The sequence below is a fragment of the Pseudomonas sp. Z5-35 genome, from assembly GCF_051131945.1.
Taxonomy (GTDB): Bacteria; Pseudomonadota; Gammaproteobacteria; order Pseudomonadales; family Pseudomonadaceae; genus Aquipseudomonas; species Aquipseudomonas marvdashtae.
The window spans coordinates 1,720,720-1,740,294 of the sequence record NZ_CP071640.1; the positions used below are offsets into that span (position 1 = coordinate 1,720,720).

General features: G+C 59.7%; 17 protein-coding genes. 14 read left to right on the top strand and 3 right to left on the bottom strand.

What is annotated here, in order from left to right; all coding sequences use genetic code 11:
- The first annotated feature begins 1 nt into the window (after window position 1).
- From J3P95_RS08120 to J3P95_RS08155, 8 genes are all read left to right on the top strand, one after another.
- Window positions 2-706, top strand: a complete 705-nt coding sequence (locus J3P95_RS08120; protein WP_434561989.1) for a succinate dehydrogenase iron-sulfur subunit — start codon at window positions 2-4, stop codon at window positions 704-706.
- A 262-nt stretch (window positions 707-968) separates the two neighbouring features.
- A complete protein-coding gene (locus tag J3P95_RS08125; RefSeq protein ID WP_434561991.1) occupies window positions 969-3,800 on the top strand; it encodes a 2-oxoglutarate dehydrogenase E1 component in 2,832 nt (943 codons plus the stop codon).
- A gap of 43 nt (window positions 3,801-3,843) precedes the next feature.
- Window positions 3,844-5,064 (top strand): 2-oxoglutarate dehydrogenase complex dihydrolipoyllysine-residue succinyltransferase, encoded by a 1,221-nt coding sequence (gene odhB / locus J3P95_RS08130; RefSeq protein ID WP_434577907.1) that lies wholly within the window; start codon window positions 3,844-3,846, stop codon window positions 5,062-5,064.
- Between the two features lie 105 nt (window positions 5,065-5,169).
- Window positions 5,170-6,606 (top strand): dihydrolipoyl dehydrogenase, encoded by a 1,437-nt coding sequence (gene lpdA / locus J3P95_RS08135; RefSeq protein ID WP_434561995.1) that lies wholly within the window; start codon window positions 5,170-5,172, stop codon window positions 6,604-6,606.
- Window positions 6,607-6,802: 196 nt separating this feature from the next.
- Entirely contained in the window at window positions 6,803-7,969 is a 1,167-nt protein-coding gene (gene sucC, locus J3P95_RS08140; protein WP_007919879.1) for an ADP-forming succinate--CoA ligase subunit beta, read from the top strand.
- Complete coding sequence (gene sucD / locus J3P95_RS08145) at window positions 7,969-8,853, top strand: succinate--CoA ligase subunit alpha (protein ID WP_039594137.1); 885 nt, start codon at window positions 7,969-7,971, stop codon at window positions 8,851-8,853. The genes sucC and sucD overlap by 1 nt, the downstream gene beginning before the upstream one ends.
- Before the next feature lie 357 nt (window positions 8,854-9,210).
- Entirely contained in the window at window positions 9,211-10,524 is a 1,314-nt protein-coding gene (gene brnQ / locus J3P95_RS08150) for a branched-chain amino acid transport system II carrier protein (RefSeq protein WP_434577903.1), read from the top strand.
- A gap of 163 nt (window positions 10,525-10,687) precedes the next feature.
- On the top strand, window positions 10,688-11,425 hold the full coding sequence (locus J3P95_RS08155) for a DUF599 domain-containing protein (RefSeq protein ID WP_434561999.1): 738 nt from the start codon (window positions 10,688-10,690) through the stop codon (window positions 11,423-11,425).
- 77 nt (window positions 11,426-11,502) lie between these two features.
- Here the strand turns inward: J3P95_RS08155 and J3P95_RS08160 are convergent, their stop codons facing one another.
- Window positions 11,503-11,754, bottom strand: a complete 252-nt coding sequence (locus J3P95_RS08160; RefSeq protein WP_030138335.1) for a hypothetical protein — start codon at window positions 11,752-11,754, stop codon at window positions 11,503-11,505.
- A gap of 158 nt (window positions 11,755-11,912) precedes the next feature.
- On the opposite strand from J3P95_RS08160, the gene J3P95_RS08165 reads away from it, so the two are divergent.
- From J3P95_RS08165 to J3P95_RS08180, 4 genes are all read left to right on the top strand, one after another.
- Window positions 11,913-12,389, top strand: a complete 477-nt coding sequence (locus J3P95_RS08165; protein WP_434562001.1) for a PaaI family thioesterase — start codon at window positions 11,913-11,915, stop codon at window positions 12,387-12,389.
- Window positions 12,386-12,847, top strand: coding sequence for a PaaI family thioesterase (locus tag J3P95_RS08170; protein ID WP_434562003.1), 462 nt, complete (start codon window positions 12,386-12,388; stop codon window positions 12,845-12,847). Before J3P95_RS08165 ends, J3P95_RS08170 begins: the two co-directional genes overlap by 4 nt.
- An 87-nt stretch (window positions 12,848-12,934) precedes the next feature.
- Window positions 12,935-14,839: a molecular chaperone HtpG gene (htpG, locus tag J3P95_RS08175; protein ID WP_434577901.1), complete on the top strand. Its 1,905-nt coding sequence runs from the start codon at window positions 12,935-12,937 to the stop codon at window positions 14,837-14,839.
- A gap of 68 nt (window positions 14,840-14,907) precedes the next feature.
- On the top strand, window positions 14,908-15,636 hold the full coding sequence (locus J3P95_RS08180) for a dienelactone hydrolase family protein (protein ID WP_434562007.1): 729 nt from the start codon (window positions 14,908-14,910) through the stop codon (window positions 15,634-15,636).
- A gap of 60 nt (window positions 15,637-15,696) precedes the next feature.
- On the opposite strand, the gene J3P95_RS08185 is transcribed toward J3P95_RS08180, so the two are convergent.
- On the bottom strand, window positions 15,697-16,557 hold the full coding sequence (locus J3P95_RS08185) for a pirin family protein (RefSeq protein ID WP_434577899.1): 861 nt from the start codon (window positions 16,555-16,557) through the stop codon (window positions 15,697-15,699).
- A 121-nt stretch (window positions 16,558-16,678) separates the two neighbouring features.
- On the opposite strand from J3P95_RS08185, the gene J3P95_RS08190 reads away from it, so the two are divergent.
- Window positions 16,679-17,695 carry an amidohydrolase family protein gene (locus tag J3P95_RS08190; protein WP_434562011.1) on the top strand — a complete coding sequence of 339 codons (1,017 nt, stop codon included), beginning with the start codon at window positions 16,679-16,681 and terminating at the stop codon, window positions 17,693-17,695.
- A 120-nt stretch (window positions 17,696-17,815) separates the two neighbouring features.
- Complete coding sequence (locus tag J3P95_RS08195; protein ID WP_186611576.1) at window positions 17,816-18,280, top strand: DUF3859 domain-containing protein; 465 nt, start codon at window positions 17,816-17,818, stop codon at window positions 18,278-18,280.
- A 75-nt stretch (window positions 18,281-18,355) separates the two neighbouring features.
- Here the strand turns inward: J3P95_RS08195 and fabB are convergent, their stop codons facing one another.
- The gene (fabB, locus tag J3P95_RS08200; protein ID WP_434562013.1) at window positions 18,356-19,573 is read right to left on the bottom strand and encodes a beta-ketoacyl-ACP synthase I; all 1,218 of its coding nucleotides are present in this window, start codon (window positions 19,571-19,573) and stop codon (window positions 18,356-18,358) included.
- Window positions 19,574-19,575 lie beyond the last annotated feature (2 nt).

Consider the following 19,575-nt stretch of genomic DNA (forward strand, 5'->3'; position numbering starts at 1 on the left):
TATGTTGAAAGTCAGTGTTTATCGCTACAACCCTGATCAGGACGCTGCGCCGTTCATGCAGGACTTCCAGGTCGATACCGGTGGTAAAGACCTGATGGTGCTGGACGTGCTGGCCTTGATCAAAGAGCAGGACGAAGGTTTTTCCTATCGTCGCTCGTGCCGCGAGGGCGTTTGCGGCTCCGACGGCATGAACATCAACGGCAAGAACGGCCTGGCCTGCATCACGCCATTGTCGGCTGTGGTCAAGGGCAACAAGCTGATCGTTCGCCCGTTGCCAGGTTTGCCGGTCATCCGTGACCTGGTCGTTGATATGAGCATCTTCTACAAGCAATACGAGAAGGTGAAGCCATTCCTGCAGAACGACACGCCGGCTCCGGCCATCGAGCGTCTGCAGTCTCCGGAAGAGCGTGAAAAGCTCGACGGTCTGTACGAGTGCATCCTGTGCGCCTGCTGCTCGACCTCGTGCCCATCCTTCTGGTGGAACCCGGACAAATTCCTGGGCCCGGCCGCCCTGCTGCAAGCGTATCGCTTCCTGGCAGACAGCCGCGACACCAAGACGTCCGAGCGTCTGGCCGCACTGGATGACCCGTTCAGCGTATTCCGCTGCCGCGGGATCATGAACTGCGTCAACGTCTGCCCGAAAGGCCTGAACCCGACGAAGGCCATCGGTCACGTACGTAACATGCTGCTGCAAAACGGCGTGTGATTCAGCTGCTGTACCCGTAGAACCGCTGTACCCGTAGAGGCGAGGGCGTGGGCTTCAACCCACGTCCTGGCTATAACCAGAACAGCCACTCACAAAGCGGCAGTTCTTATTTTGAAGAAATGAGACAAGCAGGGGCATCCGGGCTGGTACCCGGACTATCAGCGTGATCCTAAGTGGCTTGTTTTAGTCGCTGCACTCGGACTTCTGCAAGTTTGCTCGGTGTTTTCGCCGATGGTGTTCCCCAAATCGAGGGTGACCAAGCATGCAAGAAAGCGTGATGCAGCGCATGTGGAACAGTGCCCACCTCTCCGGTGGTAACGCTGCCTATGTGGAAGAGCTCTACGAGCTCTACCTGCACGACCCTAACGCTGTGCCAGAAGAATGGCGCACCTACTTTCAGAAGTTGCCAGCTGACGGTAACTCTGCCACTGATGTTTCGCACTCGACGATTCGCGATCATTTCGTGCTGCTGGCAAAGAACCAGCGCCGCGCCCAACCGGTGTCTGCCGGCAGCGTGAGCTCCGAGCATGAAAAGAAGCAAGTTGAAGTACTGCGACTGATCCAGGCCTACCGGATGCGCGGCCACCAGGCAGCCCAGCTGGACCCGCTGGGGCTGTGGCAGCGTCCTGCACCTGCAGACCTGTCGATCACTCATTACGGCTTGACCAATGCCGATCTTGATACGACCTTCCGTGCCGGCGACCTGTTCATCGGCAAAGAGGAAGCGAGCCTACGCGAAATTCACGAAGCGTTGCAGCAGACATATTGCCGCACCATCGGCGCTGAATTTACGCACATCACCGATTCCGAACAGCGCCAGTGGTTCCAGCAGCGTCTGGAAAGCGTTCGTGGTCGTCCGGCTTACTCCGCGGATATCAAGAGTCACTTGCTCGAGCGCGTCACCGCGGGTGAAGGTTTGGAGAAGTACCTGGGCACCAAATACCCGGGCACCAAGCGTTTCGGCCTGGAAGGCGGTGAAAGCCTGATTCCAATGCTCGACGAGCTGATCCAGCGTTCCGGTTCGTACGGCACCAAGGAAGTCGTCATCGGCATGGCCCACCGTGGTCGCCTGAACGTACTGGTCAACACCTTCGGCAAGAACCCGCGCGAGCTGTTCGACGAGTTCGAAGGCAAGAAGAAGGTCGAGCTGGGCTCCGGTGACGTGAAATACCACCAGGGCTTCTCGTCCAACGTGATGACCACAGGTGGCGAAGTGCACCTGGCCATGGCGTTCAACCCGTCCCACCTGGAAATCGTTTCCCCGGTGGTCGAGGGTTCGGTTCGCGCCCGCCAGGATCGTCGCAACGACCCGACCGGCGAGAAGGTGCTGCCGATCTCCATCCACGGTGACGCGGCATTCGCCGGTCAAGGCGTGGTCATGGAAACCTTCCAGATGTCGCAGACCCGCGGTTTCAAGACCGGCGGCACCGTGCACATCGTGATCAACAACCAGGTCGGTTTCACCATCAGCAACCCGCTGGACTCGCGTTCCACCGAGTACGCAACCGACGTCGCGAAAATGATCCAGGCGCCGATTCTCCATGTGAATGGCGATGACCCGGAAGCCGTGCTGTTCGTGACCCAGTTGGCCATCGACTACCGCATGCAGTTCAAGCGTGACGTGGTGATCGACCTGGTCTGCTACCGCCGTCGCGGCCACAACGAGGCCGACGAGCCAAGCGGCACCCAGCCGCTGATGTACCAGCAGATCGCCAAGCAGCGCACCACCCGTGAGCTGTACGCCGAGCGCCTGACCCAAGGCGGCGTCCTGGATGCCGCGCGCGTCCAGGAAAAAGTCGATGAATATCGCAACGCCCTGGACAACGGCCTGCATGTGGTAAAGAGCCTGGTCAAAGAGCCGAACAAGGAGCTGTTCGTGGACTGGCGTCCGTATCTGGGCCACGCCTGGACCGCTCGTCACGACACGCGCTTCGACCTCAAGACCTTGCAAGAGCTGTCCGCCAAGCTGCTGGAAATTCCGGAAGGCTTCGTGGTCCAGCGCCAGGTTGCGAAAATCTACGAAGACCGGCAGAAGATGCAAGCCGGTGGCTTGCCGATCAACTGGGGTTACGCTGAAACCATGGCGTACGCGACCCTGGCGTTCGAAGGTCACCCGATTCGCATGACGGGCCAGGACATCGGTCGCGGTACGTTCTCGCACCGTCACGCTGTCTTGCACAACCAGAAAGACGCGGGTACCTACATTCCGCTGCAGAACCTGTACAAGGGCCAGCCACGTTTCGACCTGTACGATTCGCTGCTGTCCGAGGAAGCCGTCCTGGCGTTCGAATATGGCTATTCCACCACCGAGCCGAATGCGCTGGTGATCTGGGAAGCCCAGTTCGGCGACTTCGCCAACGGTGCCCAGGTGGTCGTCGACCAATTCATCACCAGCGGCGAGCACAAGTGGGGCCGTCTCTGCGGCCTGACCATGCTGTTGCCACACGGTTATGAAGGGCAGGGGCCGGAGCACTCTTCGGCACGTCTGGAGCGTTACCTGCAACTGTGCGCCGAGCACAACGTCCAGGTTTGCGTACCGACGACCCCCGCGCAGATCTACCACCTGCTGCGTCGTCAAGTCATCCGTCCGCTGCGCAAGCCGCTGATCGTGCTGACACCGAAGTCGCTGCTGCGTCACAAACTGGCGATTTCCACGCTTGAAGACTTGGCTGAAGGCTCGTTCCAGACCGTCATTTCGGAAATCGACACCCTGGACGCGGCAAAGGTGACTCGCCTGGTCCTGTGCAGCGGCAAGGTCTACTACGACCTGCTGGAAAAACGTCGTGCCGAAGGCCGCGAAGACATCGCCATCGTGCGTATCGAGCAGCTTTACCCGTTCCCGGAAGAGGACCTGATGGAGGCCATCGCGCCTTACACCAATCTCACCCATGTGGTGTGGTGTCAGGAAGAACCGATGAACCAAGGCGCGTGGTACAGCAGCCAGCATCACCTGCGTCGCAGCATCGGCAACCATAAGAAGGGCCTGGGCCTGGAGTACGCCGGTCGTGATGCTTCCGCTGCACCTGCGTGTGGTTATGCGTCGATGCACGCCGAGCAGCAGGAAAAACTGCTGCAAGATGCCTTCACTGTTTAACGCCTTCGCGCTGACTGAAACCGAATTTTAAGGACCCACTGAAATGGCTATCGAAATCAAAGCCCCGTCATTCCCGGAATCGGTTGCCGATGGCACCGTTGCCACCTGGCACAAGAAACCAGGCGACGCCGTCAAGCGTGACGACCTGATCGTCGACATCGAGACCGACAAGGTCGTGCTGGAAGTATTGGCCGAAGCTGACGGCGTGCTGGGCGCCATCGTTGCCGAAGAGGGCGCTACCGTTCTGTCGAATCAGGTCCTGGGCTCGATCGAAGAGGGCGGCGCTGCCGCTGCCGCTCCAGCCGCCGCTGCACCGGCTGCCGCTCAGGCTGCTGCGCCTGCTGCTTCGGGCGAAGACGATCCAGTCGCCGCTCCGGCTGCTCGCAAGCTGGCTGAAGAGAATGGCATCAACATCGCTTCCGTTGCCGGCACCGGCAAGGGCGGTCGTGTGACCAAGGAAGACGTGGTAGCCGCCGTTGCCGCCAAGAAAGCCGCTCCAGCCGCCGCACCGGCCAAGCCTGCCGCACCTGCCGCCGCCGCTCCGGTGTTCGCTGCCGGTGACCGCGTTGAAAAACGCGTGCCGATGACCCGCCTGCGTGCCAAGGTTGCCGAGCGTCTGGTTGAAGCCCAGTCGAACATGGCGATGCTGACCACGTTCAACGAAGTCGACATGACCGAAGTCATGGCGCTGCGTTCGAAGTACAAGGATCTGTTCGAGAAGTCTCACAACGGCGTACGCCTGGGCTTCATGTCGTTCTTCGTCAAGGCTGCCACCGAAGCGCTGAAGCGCTTCCCGGCCGTCAACGCGTCGATTGACGGTTCCGACATCGTCTACCACGGCTACGCCGACATCGGTGTTGCGGTCTCCAGCGACCGTGGCCTGGTGGTTCCGGTCCTGCGCAACGCCGAACAGATGAGCCTGGCCGAAATCGAAGGCGGCATCGCCACCTTCGGCAAGAAGGCCCGTGACGGCAAGCTGTCCATCGAAGAGATGACCGGCGGTACGTTCACCATCACCAACGGTGGTACATTCGGTTCGATGATGTCGACCCCGATCGTCAACCCGCCACAAGCGGCTATCCTGGGCATGCACAACATCCTGCAGCGTCCGATGGCGATCAACGGTCAAGTCGTTATTCGTCCGATGATGTACCTGGCACTGTCCTACGATCACCGCTTGATCGACGGCAAAGAAGCCGTGACGTTCCTGGTCACCATCAAGAATCTGCTTGAAGATCCGGCTCGTCTGCTCCTGGATATTTAAAAAGCAGCTGCTAGCTGCAAGTGGCAAGCCTCAAGCTCAAAGCGAGCGGGAATGGCTTCTCTTGTGGCTTGCAGCTTATAGCTTGTAGCTAAAAGGAACTTTTTCATGACTCAGAAATTCGACGTGGTAGTGATTGGTGCGGGCCCTGGCGGCTACGTAGCGGCCATCAAGGCTGCGCAACTGGGCCTTACCACTGCCTGCATCGAGAAATACACCGACAAGGAAGGCAAACAGGCCTTGGGCGGTACTTGCCTGAACGTCGGTTGCATTCCTTCCAAGGCGCTGCTGGACAGCTCCTGGAAATACAAGGAAGCCAAGGAAAGCTTCAACGTTCACGGTATTTCCACCGGTGAAGTGAAAATGGACGTTGCTGCGATGGTTGGCCGCAAGGCTGGCATCGTCAAGAACCTGACCAGCGGTGTCGCCACCCTGTTCAAGGCCAACGGCGTCACCTCGATCCAGGGCCACGGCAAGCTGCTGATGGGCAAGAAAGTCGAAGTGACCAAGCCGGACGGCTCGGTTGAAGTGATCGAAGCCGAAAACGTCATCCTGGCGCCAGGCTCGCGTCCGATCGACATTCCACCGGCTCCGGTCGACCAGAACGTGATTGTCGATTCCACCGGCGCCCTGGAATTCCAGACCGTGCCAAAACGCCTGGGCGTCATCGGCGCTGGCGTGATCGGCCTCGAGCTGGGTTCGGTATGGTCGCGCCTTGGCGCTGAAGTGACCGTGCTCGAAGCCCTCGACACCTTTCTGATGGCCGCTGACGTCGCCGTCTCCAAGGAAGCGTTCAAGACCCTGACCAAGCAAGGCCTGGACATCAAGCTGGGCGCTCGCGTGACCGGTTCGAAGGTCAACGGCGAAGAAGTCGTGGTGACCTACACCGACGCCAACGGCGAACAGACCATCACCTTCGACAAGCTGATCGTTGCGGTCGGCCGTCGTCCGGTGACCACTGACCTGCTGGCTGCCGACAGCGGTGTGGAAATCGACGAGCGCGGTTTCATCCAGGTTGACGATCAATGCGCCACCACCGTACCGGGCGTCTTCGCCATCGGTGACGTGGTCCGCGGCATGATGCTGGCGCACAAGGCGTCCGAGGAAGGCATCATGGTCGTCGAGCGCATCAAGGGCCACAAGGCCCAGATCAACTATGACCTGATCCCTTCGGTGATCTACACCCACCCGGAAATCGCATGGGTCGGCAAGACCGAGCAGGCCTTGAAAGCCGAAGGCGTTGAAGTTAACGTCGGCACCTTCCCGTTCGCCGCCAGTGGCCGTGCCATGGCCGCCAACGATACCGGTGGTTTCGTGAAAGTCATCGCCGATGCCAAGACGGATCGCGTACTGGGCGTTCACGTCATTGGCCCAAGCGCTGCCGAGCTGGTACAGCAAGGCGCGATCGGTATGGAATTCGGCACCAGCGCTGAGGATCTGGGCATGATGGTCTTCTCCCATCCGACCCTGTCCGAAGCCTTGCACGAAGCGGCCCTGGCCGTAAATGGCGGCGCCATCCACGTGGCCAACCGCAAGAAGCGTTAATAGACAATAAGAAACCACGGCGGTATGGCCCGTCGTGAGCCTTGCGAGCAAGACTCACCGCGGAATATCCGCTGGACGCAGCCTTGCGTAGTGACACCGGTTCACCGGAACGCTACGCAAGCAGCAGTCACAGGTGGTGCGGCACCACAACGGTGCAGCACCGAATGCGCAGTACCTAACGAAGACGGTAATAAGCATGAATCTTCACGAGTATCAGGGTAAGCAGCTGTTCGCTGAGTACGGCCTGCCAGTATCCACCGGTTACGCGGTAGACACCCCGGAAGCGGCAGCAGAAGCTTGCGACAAAATCGGCGGCAGCGAATGGGTTGTCAAAGCCCAGGTTCACGCCGGTGGTCGCGGTAAAGCGGGCGGCGTCAAGCTGGTTCGTAGCAAAGAAGACGCCAAAGCCTTCGCACAGCAGTGGCTGGGCAAGCGTCTGGTGACTTACCAGACTGACGCCAACGGTCAGCCAGTCACCAAGATCCTGGTTGAATCGTGCACTGATATCGCTAAAGAGCTGTACCTGGGCGCTGTCGTTGACCGTTCGAGCCGTCGCATCGTGTTCATGGCTTCCACCGAAGGTGGCGTGGACATCGAGAAAATCGCTCACGACACCCCTGAGAAAATCCTCAAGGCCACCATTGATCCGCTGGTTGGCGCACAGCCGTTCCAAGGTCGCGAGCTGGCCTTCCAGCTGGGCCTGGAAGGCAAGCAAGTTGCTCAGTTCGCCAAGATCTTCGTAGGCCTGGCCAAGCTGTTCAAGGACCACGACCTGGCGCTGCTGGAAGTGAACCCGCTGGTGATCAAGGCCGACGGCGACCTGCACTGCCTCGATGCCAAGATCAACATCGACGCCAACGCCATGTACCGTCAGCCTAAGCTGAAGACTTTCCACGATCCGTCGCAAGACGATCCGCGCGAAGCGCACGCTGCCAAGTTCGAACTGAACTACGTGGCCCTGGAAGGCAACATCGGCTGCATGGTCAACGGTGCTGGCCTGGCCATGGGTACCATGGACATCGTCAACCTGCATGGCGGCAAGCCAGCCAACTTCCTCGACGTGGGCGGCGGTGCTACCAAGGAACGCGTAACCGAAGCGTTCAAGATCATCCTGTCCGACACCAACGTCGCTGCAGTACTGGTCAACATCTTCGGCGGCATCGTTCGTTGCGACATGATTGCCGAAGGCATCATTGGCGCCGTGAAAGAAGTCGGCGTGAAAATCCCGGTTGTTGTTCGCCTTGAAGGCAACAACGCTGAGCTGGGCGCTAAAGTACTGGCAGAAAGCGGTTTGAACATCATCGCTGCTACCAGCCTGACCGACGCTGCTCAACAAGTCGTTAAAGCTGCGGAGGGCAAATAATGAGCGTCCTGATCAATAAAGACACCAAGGTTATCTGCCAGGGTATTACCGGTTCGCAAGGTAGTTTCCACACCCAGCAAGCCATCGAATACGGCACCCAGATGGTTGGCGGCGTAACGCCGGGCAAGGGCGGCACCGAGCACCTGGGCCTGCCTGTCTTCAACACCGTCAAGGACGCTGTTGCAGCCACTGGCGCTACCGCCAGCGTGATCTACGTTCCTGCTCCTTTCTGCAAGGACTCCATCCTTGAAGCAGCGTTCGGCGGCATCAAGCTGATCGTCTGCATCACCGAAGGCATCCCGACCATCGACATGCTGGAAGCCAAGGTCAAGTGCGACGAGCTGGGTATCACCCTGATCGGCCCTAACTGCCCAGGCGTGATCACTCCAGGCGAATGCAAGATCGGCATCATGCCAGGTCACATTCACTTGCCAGGCAAGGTCGGTATCGTTTCCCGTTCCGGCACCTTGACCTACGAAGCCGTCAAGCAGACCACTGACGCCGGTTTCGGTCAGTCGACTTGCGTCGGCATCGGCGGTGACCCGATCCCAGGCTCCAACTTCATCGACATCCTGAAGCTGTTCCAGGAAGACCCGAAGACCGAAGCGATCGTCATGATCGGTGAGATCGGCGGTTCCGCTGAAGAAGAAGCGGCTGCCTACATCAAGGCCAACGTGACCAAGCCGGTTGTTTCCTACATCGCGGGTGTGACTGCTCCTCCGGGCAAGCGCATGGGCCATGCTGGCGCAATCATCTCTGGCGGCAAAGGCACTGCAGACGAGAAATTCGCTGCGCTGCAAGACGCAGGCGTGAAAACCGTGCGTTCGCTGGCAGACATCGGCAAGGCCCTGGCCGAGCTGACTGGCTGGGAAATGAAGAAGTAAGCTTCGGCTGACCCCTTCGTTCCAGCAACAAAGGCCACCTTCGGGTGGCCTTTGTCGTTCCAGAGCAGCGCCAAGCTTCAAGCGGCTAGCTGCAAGATAAAAGCTAGCAGCTCGAAACTTGTAGCCTGCAGCTGCTTTTATTACGTAAACGCGACAAGGAAATGTCGTGTATCGGATAGTTCGCCCTGTAACAGTGCGTTTTTCACCCAGATTCGTTAGTCTGGCGGCCATTTTGCGATCGCGGCCCACAAGGAAACGACGCGCTAAACGGGTTGGTCCCATACGGATCGGCAGCATTTCCCTCACCCTTCAGGGAAATCCCTCTCTAAATTCCGATTCAGTAGTGTGGTTTCCTTAATGAAAGTATTGAAAGGCCAGGACATCCTGGCGCTTGGTTTCATGACATTTGCCCTGTTCGTCGGGGCTGGCAATATCATCTTCCCGCCTATCGTTGGTTTGCAGTCCGGGCCGCATGTCTGGATGGCGGCGCTGGGCTTTTTGATCACCGCGGTCGGGCTGCCGGTGATCACCGTCGTTGCGCTGGCCAAGGTCGGCGGGGCGATGGATGCCTTGAGCAGCCCTATCGGCAAGATCGCCGGTGGTTTGCTGGCGGCGGTGTGCTACCTGGCTGTCGGCCCGCTGTTTGCCACACCGCGCACCGCCACGGTCTCGTTCGAAGTCGGCCTGGCACCGCTGACCGGCGAGAGTCCGCTGGCGCTGTTTCTTTATAGCGCGGCGTACTTCCTGCTGGTGTTCTTCATCTCGCTCTATCCGGGCCGCTTGCTGGACACCGTCGGGCGCTTTCTCGCCCCGCTGAAGATCATCGCCCTGGCCGTGCTCGGCATCGCCGCGTTTGCCTTGCCTGCCGGCGATATCGGCGTGGCGACACCGCAATACGTGGCGGCGCCGTTTTCCCAGGGCTTCATCAATGGCTACCTGACCATGGATACCCTCGGTGCCCTGGTATTCGGCATCGTCATCGTCAACGCGATCCGTTCCCGAGGCGTGGAGTCGCCTGCCTTGATCACCCGCTACGCGATCATCGCCGGGCTGATCGCCGGAGTGGGCCTGGCGCTGGTCTACGTCAGCCTGTTCCGCCTGGGCTCCGGCAGCCACGAAGTCGCGGCGGGCGCAACCAATGGCGCGGCCGTGCTGCATGCCTACGTGCAACACACGTTCGGCAGCCTGGGCAGCGGTTTCCTCGCGGTACTGATCTCCCTGGCGTGCCTGGTGACTGCGGTCGGCCTGACCTGCGCCTGTGCCGAATACTTCAGCCGCGTCCTGCCGCTGTCGTACAAGACGCTGGTGATCATCCTGGCGGCGTTCTCGCTGCTGGTCTCCAACCTCGGCCTGACCAAGCTGATCGCCTTCTCGATTCCGTTGCTGACGGCGATCTATCCACCCTGCATCGTTCTGGTTGCCCTGAGCTTCTGCAAGGACTTCTGGCACGAGCAGGGGCGCATCGTCGGCCCGGTCATGCTGGTGTCGTTCCTGTTCGGCTTGATCGACGCTCTCAAGGGCGCCGGGTTGGCGGATTGGCTGCCGACGCAGCTGGCCCACCTGCCGCTGAGCGATCAGGGCCTGGCCTGGCTGGTGCCTTCGGTCATGACCCTCGTGGTCGCGGTGGTCTGCGATCGGTTATTGGGCAAGCGCAGCGAAGCACTGGCTTAAGCGGCTTCGAACAGGCTAACCCGTAGAACGAAATGCCCCGTATCAATCGATACGGGGCATTTTTTATGGGTGCAGTGTCTTTTTCCTTGAGCTAGCGTCGAATGGAGTGTCCTGAGTCCGCAAACACGGTTCCAGCGTTCGTTATTGTCATACAGGGAATTGCATGTCATTCATCCAAGCCAACCTGATTCATCTTCTCGCCGCCGTATGGTTCATTATCTGCTGGGCTGGCTACACCCGTTACGCTTCCTGGAAAGCGCGCGATACGGCGTGCCTGGCCAGCGTAATGCACCTGTACCGGGAAGATTGGATGCGTCGCATGTTGCTGCGCGATAACCGCATCGCCGATGCCAGCGTGATTGGTAACCTTGAGCGCAACGCGTCGTTCTTCGCCTCCAGTACGCTGATTATCCTTGCCGGTATCCTCACGGTATTGGGCGCGTCGGACCGTGCGGTGTCGTTGCTCGCGGACCTGCCACTGGTGCAGCAGGCTTCCCAAGGCATGGCAGAGGTGAAGCTGCTGTGCCTGGCGCTGGTATTTGTGTATGCGTTCTTCACGTTCAGTTGGTGCATGCGCCAGTACAACTTTGCCGCGGTCCTGGTGGGTTCGGCGCCGATGATCGGTGAACGACATGTGTCCGAGCAAGAGCGCAAGGCCTTTGCATCAAGAGCGGCACGGGTCATCTCCATGGCGGCCAACCAGTTCAACTTCGGCCTGCGCGCTTATTATTTCGGCATGACCATGTTGGCGTGGTTCGTCAGCCCCGTGTTATTCATGTTGATGAGCGCCGGTGTGGTGTTTGTGCTGTATCAGCGCGAGTTTCATTCGGATGTACTGGATGTAATGGTCTATACGCCTACCGAAGCGCCAACGTCGGACGCCGGCAAGGAAACCGCGTGATGAAGCGTTGAGCCACCCAAATTGCAGGCAAAAGAAAACCCGCTCCAGGCGGGTTTTCTTTTACTGCTAAAACCGTATCAGTTGGTTTTAGGCGCGGTAGCAGGGGCTTGTTCCTGCTGGGCGGCGCTGTTCGATTCAGACTGAGCTTTGGCGGCTTCGGCGTTTTCTTTCGCCGCGTCGTTCACTTTATCCTGTGCTTTGTTCATGTCTTGCTGAGCTTGCTCAGCGTGTTGGTTGGCATCTTGAGCTTTGTCCTCGGATTTTTTATCGCAGGCAGCGAGACCGAGGGAGGCGGCCAACATCAAGGCAATAGCAAAAGTCTTACGCATGGGGTGTTTCTCCTTATGGAAATAACTACTGGCCTTTTGAGCAACCCCCCTCAGGTTAAGTTCCTCTTTTGCGACAGATATATAACTTTGCAAGGTTGCGGAACTTTAGCGCACCCGCCTGTTGCCAGGCCTATCAACAAACAAGGGCATTGATGAACATGGCTGAAGATCCCGTTTTTGAGCGTGCGACACGTTTTTTATCCGCGCTGCGGCATTGTCAGGTCCTGGGCTTGAAGTTGCACAGCGCCAGTTGTGATGGGCTGACGGTCATCCTTCCGTTCAGCCCGCAAATCGTCGGCAACCCGCTGACGGGCATCATCCATGGTGGCGCGTTGACTTCATTGATGGACACCGCCTGCGGCATGTCGACCTTATGCGTGCTTGCGCAATTCGAAGTCTGTCCCACCCTCGACTTGCGCATCGATTACATGCACGCCGCCGAGCCCCACAAGGACGTCTACGGCTTCGCTCAATGCTACCGGGTGACTCCGGATGTGATCTTCTCTCGCGGTTTCGCCTACCAGGACGACCCCGGGCAACCCATCGCTCATGTGGTGGGCACGTTCATGCGCCTGGGCGAGCATGCTCGGGGAATGGGGAAGGGCGGCCCGATGACCGCCGTGGCCCAGCCATGACCGACATCACCGAGGAACAACTGCGCCGCGCCTGCGAACAGGGCGACTACGCGCTGCTGCTCGCTTCGATTCCCTATGCGCAGCTGATTGGCATTGAATGCACGCGACAGGGCGACGAACTGCTGTTTTGCCTGCCGGCCAACAAGGACAACATTGGTAACCCTTTGCTGCCAGCCATTCATGGCGGTGTGATCGCCGGTTTCATGGAGTTGTCGGCTGCCGTTCATCTGCTGATCGCCACCCGTGCGCCGGGCGTGCCGAAGATCATCGATTTTTCCCTGGATTACCTGCGCGCCGGGCAGTTTCGCGACACCTATGCCAAATGCCAGGTATGGCGCCAGGGGCGGCGCGTGGCCAACGTGGCGATCACTGCTTGGCAGGAAAGTGAGGCCGAGCCTATTGCAACGGCGCGGGCCCATTTCAAGATCCCTGCGCCTTCCAAGCCGACCGGCCCTTGAAATCATCACCGTTGCCCCCACCTTCAGGACATCCCGCCGCCAATCTCTGCGAGGCGGACACCACCATCCACTTGGAGTTTGATGACCATGAGCGTGGAAACTCAAAAGGAAACCCTGGGCTTCCAGACCGAGGTGAAGCAACTGCTGCACCTGATGATTCACTCGCTGTATTCGAATAAGGAAATTTTCCTTCGCGAGCTGATCTCGAACGCCTCTGACGCTGTCGACAAGTTACGTTTTGAAGCACTGTCCAAGCCAGAGCTGCTGGAGGGCGGTGCTGAGCTGAAGATCCGTGTGAGCTTCAACAAGGACGCGAAAACCGTCACCCTCGAAGACAATGGCATCGGCATGAGCCGCGAAGAGGTGATCACGCACCTGGGCACCATCGCCAAGTCGGGCACCGCCGACTTCATGAAAAACCTGTCCGGCGACCAGAAGAAAGATTCCCACCTGATCGGCCAGTTCGGCGTCGGTTTCTATTCCGCATTCATCGTCGCCGATCAGGTCGAAGTGTTCAGCCGCCGTGCCGGCCTCGCTGCGAGCGAAGGCGTGCATTGGTCGTCCAAGGGCGAGGGCGAATTTGAAGTCGCCACCGTCGACAAGGCTGATCGGGGCACCCGCATCGTGCTGCACCTCAAGTCCGGCGAAGACGAGTTTGCCGATGGCTGGCGCCTGCGCAACATCATCAAGAAATACTCCGACCACATCGCGCTGCCGATCGAGCTGCCGAAGGAAGTCACCGCTGCCGAGGGCGAAGAAAAGCCTGAAGTGGAATGGGAGACTGTCAACCGCGCCAGTGCCCTGTGGACCCGTCCGCGCACTGAGGTTACGGACGAGGAATACCAGGAGTTCTACAAGCACATCGCCCACGACTACGAGAATCCGCTGAGCTGGAGCCATAACAAGGTCGAAGGCAAGCTGGAATACAACTCGCTGTTGTACGTGCCGGCCCGTGCGCCGTTCGATCTGTACCAGCGTGAAGCGCCACGCGGCCTGAAACTGTACGTGCAGCGTGTGTTCGTCATGGACCAGGCCGAGTCGTTCCTGCCGCTTTACCTGCGCTTCATCAAGGGTGTGGTGGACTCCAATGACCTGTCGCTGAACGTCTCGCGGGAAATCCTGCAGAAAGACCCGATCATCGACTCCATGAAGTCGGCGCTGACCAAGCGCGTCTTGGACATGCTGGAAAAACTGGCCAAGAACGAGCCGGAGCAATACAAGAGCTTCTGGAAGAACTTCGGCCAGGTGATGAAAGAAGGCCCCGCCGAGGACTTCGCCAACAAAGAGAAAATCGCCGGCCTGCTGCGCTTTGCATCCACCCAGGGTGACGATGGCGAGCAGATCGTTGGCTTGGCCGATTACCTGGCTCGCGCCAAGGAAGGCCAGGACAAGATCTACTTCCTCACCGGTGAAACTTATGCACAGGTGAAAAACAGCCCGCACCTGGAAGTCTTCCGCAAAAAAGGCATCGAAGTGCTGCTGTTGACCGACCGCATCGATGAGTGGCTGATGAGCTACCTCAACGAGTTCGACGGCAAGAGTTTCGTCGACGTGGCCCGTGGCGACCTGGACCTCGGCAACCTGGATTCGGAAGAAGACAAGAAAGCCGCCGAAGAAGTCGCCAAGAGCAAGGAAGGCTTGGTCGAGCGGATCAAGACGGCCCTCGGCGATGCCGTTAGCGAAGTGCGTGTTTCCCACCGCCTGACCGATTCTCCGGCGATCCTGGCTATCGGTGAACAGGACCTCGGTTTGCAGATGCGTCAGATCCTCGAAGCCAGCGGCCAGAAGGTCCCGGATTCCAAGCCGATCTTCGAATTCAACCCGGCTCACCCGCTGGTGGAGAAGCTCGATAACGAGCAGAGCGAAGAGCGTTTCGGCGACTTGTCGCACATCCTCTTCGACCAGGCCGCCCTGGCGGCCGGCGACAGCTTGAAGGACCCGGCGGCATATGTCCGTCGCCTGAACAAGCTGCTGGTTGAACTGTCAGCTTGATCAAGTGAGACAAAACCCGCTTCGGCGGGTTTTGTCATTTCTGGTGTTCAGTCAAAAAGGAGTCCGTCATGAGTGAGGTTACGGTTCGTTCGCTGGTCTATCAGATCGATGGTCAAAGTTATGAAGGTCGTCTGGCCTTCGACGTCAACCAGCAGGGCCCGCGTCCGGGTTTGCTGATGGCGCCGAACTGGATGGGTGTCGGGGCGGGTGCCGAAGACATCGCCAGATCGGTGGCGGCTAATGGTTATGTGGTGTTGATCGCCGACCTGTACGGGCAAACGGTGCGCCCGAGCAATGCCGATGAGGCCGGGGCGGCGATGATGCCGCTCAAGAACGACCGGGCCTTGTTGCGCAAGCGCATGCAGGCCGCGTTCGAACAACTGCAGAGCCAGGGTGACGCAGAGGTCGATACGGCGAGACTGGCCACGTTCGGCTTCTGCTTCGGTGGCTGCTGCGCCCTGGAACTGGCGCGAAGCGGTGCGCCGCTGAAGGCCACCATTTCCTTTCACGGCACCCTGGATACACCGGACCCGGCCGATGCGCAAAATATCAAGGGCGCGGTGTTGGTGATGCATGGCGCGTCCGACCCGCTGGTGCCGAAGGAACAACTGCCCGCGTTCGAAGCTGAGATGAGCGCCGCTGGTGTGGACTGGCAATTGCTCAGCTATGGCGGCGCGGTGCACTCTTTCACCGATCCACAAGCCAATGTGCCTGGCAAAATGATGTACAACGCCAAGGTCGCCGGGCGCGCGTTCCGGTCGATGCATAATTTGCTGGATGAAGTGTTCAAGGGCTGAATCCACCCAATAACTGTGGTGAGGGAGCAAGCTCCCTCACCACAGTTATTGGGTGTGTAGCTAGGGCAATTCGATCCGCTCGCTTTCCCCCGGCACCGTCGGCCAGTCCCCGGCCGCCCAGCGCCGGCGGGCTTCGTCGATGCGAGCCGGGTCGCTGGAAACGAAATTCCAGTTCATTCGCCGTGGCCCGTCCAGCGGAGCGCCGCCGAACAGCACGGCGTGACAATCGCTGTCGGCAAACAGCGCCATCTCTTCCCCCGCTGGCAGTATCACCAGCGAATGAGGCTCCAGCGGTTCACCGTCCAACTGCGCCTCGCCGCTCAGGACATACAGTGCGCGTTCTTCATGCTCGGTCGGGATCAGCAGCGTCGTCGCGGTTTGCAGGTTCAGTTCGGCATACAGCGTAGGCGACAATACCGGGACCGGCGACTCCAGGCAAAAGCCTGACCCGGCAATCATGCGGATGCTGACGCCCAGGTTGTTGCTGACCGGTAGGGTCTGGCCCGGATGATGGCTGTAGTGCCCTGGCCCTTGCTCATGGGACTTGGGCGAAGCCAACCAGACTTGCAGGCCATGCATGACGAAGGCGCTGCCCAGCAATGAGTCAGGGGTGCGCTCGACATGGGCGATGGCGCTGCCCGCCGTCATCCAGCTGACGTCCCCAGCCTCCACCACCTGATCGGAACCCAGGCTGTCCTTGTGTTGGAGTGTTCCCTCGAACAGGTAGGTGAGGGTGGACAGGCCAATATGCGGATGCTGGCGGACGTTCATGCCTTTATCGGCCGGGTAGGCGGTCTGCAGCATGTGGTCGAAAAACACGAAGGGTCCGACGTTGCGGCATTTGGCGGACGGCAGCGGCCGCAGAATGGGCTGGCCTTCCACATCTTCTGCACGGGGGCGAACGATCAGGGGAGCGGTCATGAGGGCTTCCAGGTTGAACGACGAATGCGCAGAGCATAACCCGAGCTTACAGAGAGCGGCAGCGGCGGCTTGAACCCGGGCGGGACGGCCGGGTCTATGCTGCTCATGGCTTTTTTGGAGAGTGCTCGTGCCTTCGCCCCGTCTGATCTTCGCTTGCCTGTTGGCCATTACGAGCAGCGGCGCCGTGGCTCGTGAATATGTCTACAGTGATGCGCACCTGCATTATGTTGACTTCTTCCAGGAGTCTGCCGGCATGCCCAAGCTGCTCAAGGCCATGGCCGACAACCGCATCGAGCACGTCATGATTTCCGGCGTGCCGGTGGCGAAGAAATGGCATGAGGATGAACCCAAGCGTCCTCGCTACTACGCCGGTGATGATGCGGACGCCTATTGGTACAGCGCCACTGACGTGATTGTCGCAGCGGCGGTCAACAAACTGCCCGCCGAACAACGCCGGTATTTCCATCCATTCCTGTCCGGGTTCAACCCCAACGACAAGAATTCCGCTGCACATATCCAGCGCATGCTCGATCTGTACCCTGGGCTGTGGCAAGGCATCGGCGAAGTGTTCACTCGCCATGACGACTTGACGGCGCTGACTTCCGGCGACACCCCCCGCGCTAACAACGAGGCCATGACCCGGATCTATCACCTGGCCGCCGAGAACGACCTGCCGGTGATGCTGCATTCCAATATCACGTCCAAGCGTGAGAGAAATCCGCTTTACCTGGCGGAAATAGAAGAGCCGTTGCGTAATCATCCGCACACACGGTTCATTTGGGCCCATGCCGGCACTAGCATGGAGATTCATCGGCACCAGACTCAGCTGGATTTCCTGCTGCCCACGCTGACGCGGATGCTCGAGTCCTACCCCAACCTGTTCATCGACCTGTCCTGGAGCATGCTCACGCCTTACTTGCTCGACGAGGCGGGCAAGCCCAGGGTTGAATGGGTAAAGCTGGTGGAGCGCTTCCCTGAGCGCTTCATGCTGGGGTCTGATGTGGTAGGACGCTTCAACAAACTGGGTAAGGAGCTGCGCAGCTTTGCCCCGTTCCTGGATGCCTTGCCGGAAGACGTGGCGAGGAAAGTGGCGCGGGATAATTTCCTCGCGGTATTGCCTCGCTCAGTGGCCCGCTGAGCTCCCTCGCCACAGGTTAGCCATTTGCCCGAGTTATCGGTGGCAGGGTGCATTGGCTTTGTCATCAGCCTGTCACCCCGGCGTCATACCCTCGCGCTCATCTCAATCAAGGAGCGCAATATGCATCTCACCCGTCCAAGCGCGCTGCTCGCGCTGTTGATGACCTGTGGCCTGGCCCAGGCGGAAGTCCGTGTCGAAGGCCCGGTGGAGTACGGCGTGTTTGAAGGGCCACAAGCCGAGTTGCAATCGGGCGAGCGAGTCCTGCGTCGCAGCAACGAGCAGATCCGTCAGACCGAAAGTGTGCCGGCCAAGCTGGGCACCAAATTTGGCATGCGCTATCAGTTGGCGGGCAAGGTCGCGGATGACCAACCGTTGACACTGCTGTACTTCACGCCGGGCATTCGTACTCCCGATGGCGTGCGGCACGACAAGTTCGAAGTTATCCAGAAACTGGTGCCCGGCGCGCCTCAGGACGTGATGGCGTATGAGTTCACCGAAAGCCATGAAGTGGTGCCGGGGGAGTGGCGGTTCATGGTGTTCCAGGGTGACCGACTGCTGACGCAGCAGCGGTTTGTCGTGCGCTGAACACGTACTGAGCAGGCAAAAAAACGCCCCGAACCAGTCGGGGCGTTTTTGTGTGCGGCGTAGCGGCGGGGCTTACTAGCCCTGCCAGCGCTTCATGACCAGGGTGGCGTTGGTGCCACCGAAGCCGAAGCTGTTGCTCATCACGGTGTTGATGGTGGCGTTTTCGCGAGTCTTGGTCAGGATCGGCAGGTCCGCCACTTCCGGGTCCAGCTCGTCGATGTTGGCCGAACCGGCCATGAAGTTGCCTTCCATCATCAGCATGCAGTAGATCGCTTCGTGAACGCCGGCGGCGCCCAGGGAGTGACCCGACAGGCTCTTGGTGGAGCTGATGGCCGGTGCTTTGTCACCGAACACCTCACGCACGCCTTTCATTTCCGCAACGTCGCCGACCGGGGTCGAGGTGCCGTGGGTGTTCAAGTAGTCGATCGATGCATCGACGGTGGACATCGCCATTTGCATGCAACGCACGGCGCCTTCACCGCTCGGGGCAACCATGTCGTAGCCGTCCGAAGTGGCGCCGTAGCCGACAATTTCCGCATAGATTTTTGCGCCACGGGCGAGGGCGTGTTCCAGCTCCTCGACCACGACCATGCCACCACCGCCGGCGATGACGAAGCCATCACGGTCGGCATCGTAGGCACGGGAAGCTTTTTCCGGCGTGTCGTTGCGCTTGCTGGACAGGGCGCCCATCGCGTCGAACAGGAACGACTGGCTCCAATGTTCTTCTTCGCCGCCACCGGCAAAGACGATGTCCTGCTTGCCCATCTGGATCTGTTCCATGGCAGTACCGATGCAGTGGGCACTGGTGGCACAGGCAGAGGCGATGGAATAGTTCAGGCCCTTGATCTTGAACGGTGTGGCCAGGCAGGCGGAAACGGTGCTGCTCATGGTCCGCGTGACGCGGTACGGACCTACGCGCTTGACGCCTTTCTCGCGCAGGATGTCCAACGCTTCCATCTGGTTCAAGGTCGAGGCGCCGCCGGAGCCGGCGATCAGGCCGGTGCGCGGGTTGGACACCTGCTCTTCGGTCAGGCCGGAGTCAGCGATGGCGTCCTTCATGGCCAGGTAGGCGTAAGCCGCCGCATGGCCGACGAAACGGTAGATCTTGCGATCGATCAGCTCTTCGAGGTTGAGGTCAATGGAGCCGGAAACCTGGCTACGCAGACCCATTTCGGCATATTCCGGGTTGTACCGGATGCCAGGGCGACTTGCACGCAGGTTAGCGGAGACGGTCTCTTTGTCATTGCCCAGGCACGAAACGATGCCCAGACCAGTGATAACGACGCGGCGCATGC

Excerpts from the sequence above, each read along its gene's own strand:
- J3P95_RS08120 (WP_434561989.1), top strand. The coding sequence starts at position 2 with ATGTTGAAAGTCAGTGTTTATCGCTACAACCCTGATCAGGACGCTGCG.
- J3P95_RS08125 (WP_434561991.1), top strand. The coding sequence starts at position 969 with ATGCAAGAAAGCGTGATGCAGCGCATGTGGAACAGTGCCCACCTCTCC.
- odhB (WP_434577907.1), top strand. The coding sequence starts at position 3,844 with ATGGCTATCGAAATCAAAGCCCCGTCATTCCCGGAATCGGTTGCCGAT.
- lpdA (WP_434561995.1), top strand. The coding sequence starts at position 5,170 with ATGACTCAGAAATTCGACGTGGTAGTGATTGGTGCGGGCCCTGGCGGC.
- sucC (WP_007919879.1), top strand. The coding sequence starts at position 6,803 with ATGAATCTTCACGAGTATCAGGGTAAGCAGCTGTTCGCTGAGTACGGC.
- sucD (WP_039594137.1), top strand. The coding sequence starts at position 7,969 with ATGAGCGTCCTGATCAATAAAGACACCAAGGTTATCTGCCAGGGTATT.
- brnQ (WP_434577903.1), top strand. The coding sequence starts at position 9,211 with ATGAAAGTATTGAAAGGCCAGGACATCCTGGCGCTTGGTTTCATGACA.
- J3P95_RS08155 (WP_434561999.1), top strand. The coding sequence starts at position 10,688 with ATGTCATTCATCCAAGCCAACCTGATTCATCTTCTCGCCGCCGTATGG.
- J3P95_RS08160 (WP_030138335.1), bottom strand. The coding sequence starts at position 11,754 with ATGCGTAAGACTTTTGCTATTGCCTTGATGTTGGCCGCCTCCCTCGGT.
- J3P95_RS08165 (WP_434562001.1), top strand. The coding sequence starts at position 11,913 with ATGGCTGAAGATCCCGTTTTTGAGCGTGCGACACGTTTTTTATCCGCG.
- J3P95_RS08170 (WP_434562003.1), top strand. The coding sequence starts at position 12,386 with ATGACCGACATCACCGAGGAACAACTGCGCCGCGCCTGCGAACAGGGC.
- htpG (WP_434577901.1), top strand. The coding sequence starts at position 12,935 with ATGAGCGTGGAAACTCAAAAGGAAACCCTGGGCTTCCAGACCGAGGTG.
- J3P95_RS08180 (WP_434562007.1), top strand. The coding sequence starts at position 14,908 with ATGAGTGAGGTTACGGTTCGTTCGCTGGTCTATCAGATCGATGGTCAA.
- J3P95_RS08185 (WP_434577899.1), bottom strand. The coding sequence starts at position 16,557 with ATGACCGCTCCCCTGATCGTTCGCCCCCGTGCAGAAGATGTGGAAGGC.
- J3P95_RS08195 (WP_186611576.1), top strand. The coding sequence starts at position 17,816 with ATGCATCTCACCCGTCCAAGCGCGCTGCTCGCGCTGTTGATGACCTGT.
- fabB (WP_434562013.1), bottom strand. The coding sequence starts at position 19,573 with ATGCGCCGCGTCGTTATCACTGGTCTGGGCATCGTTTCGTGCCTGGGC.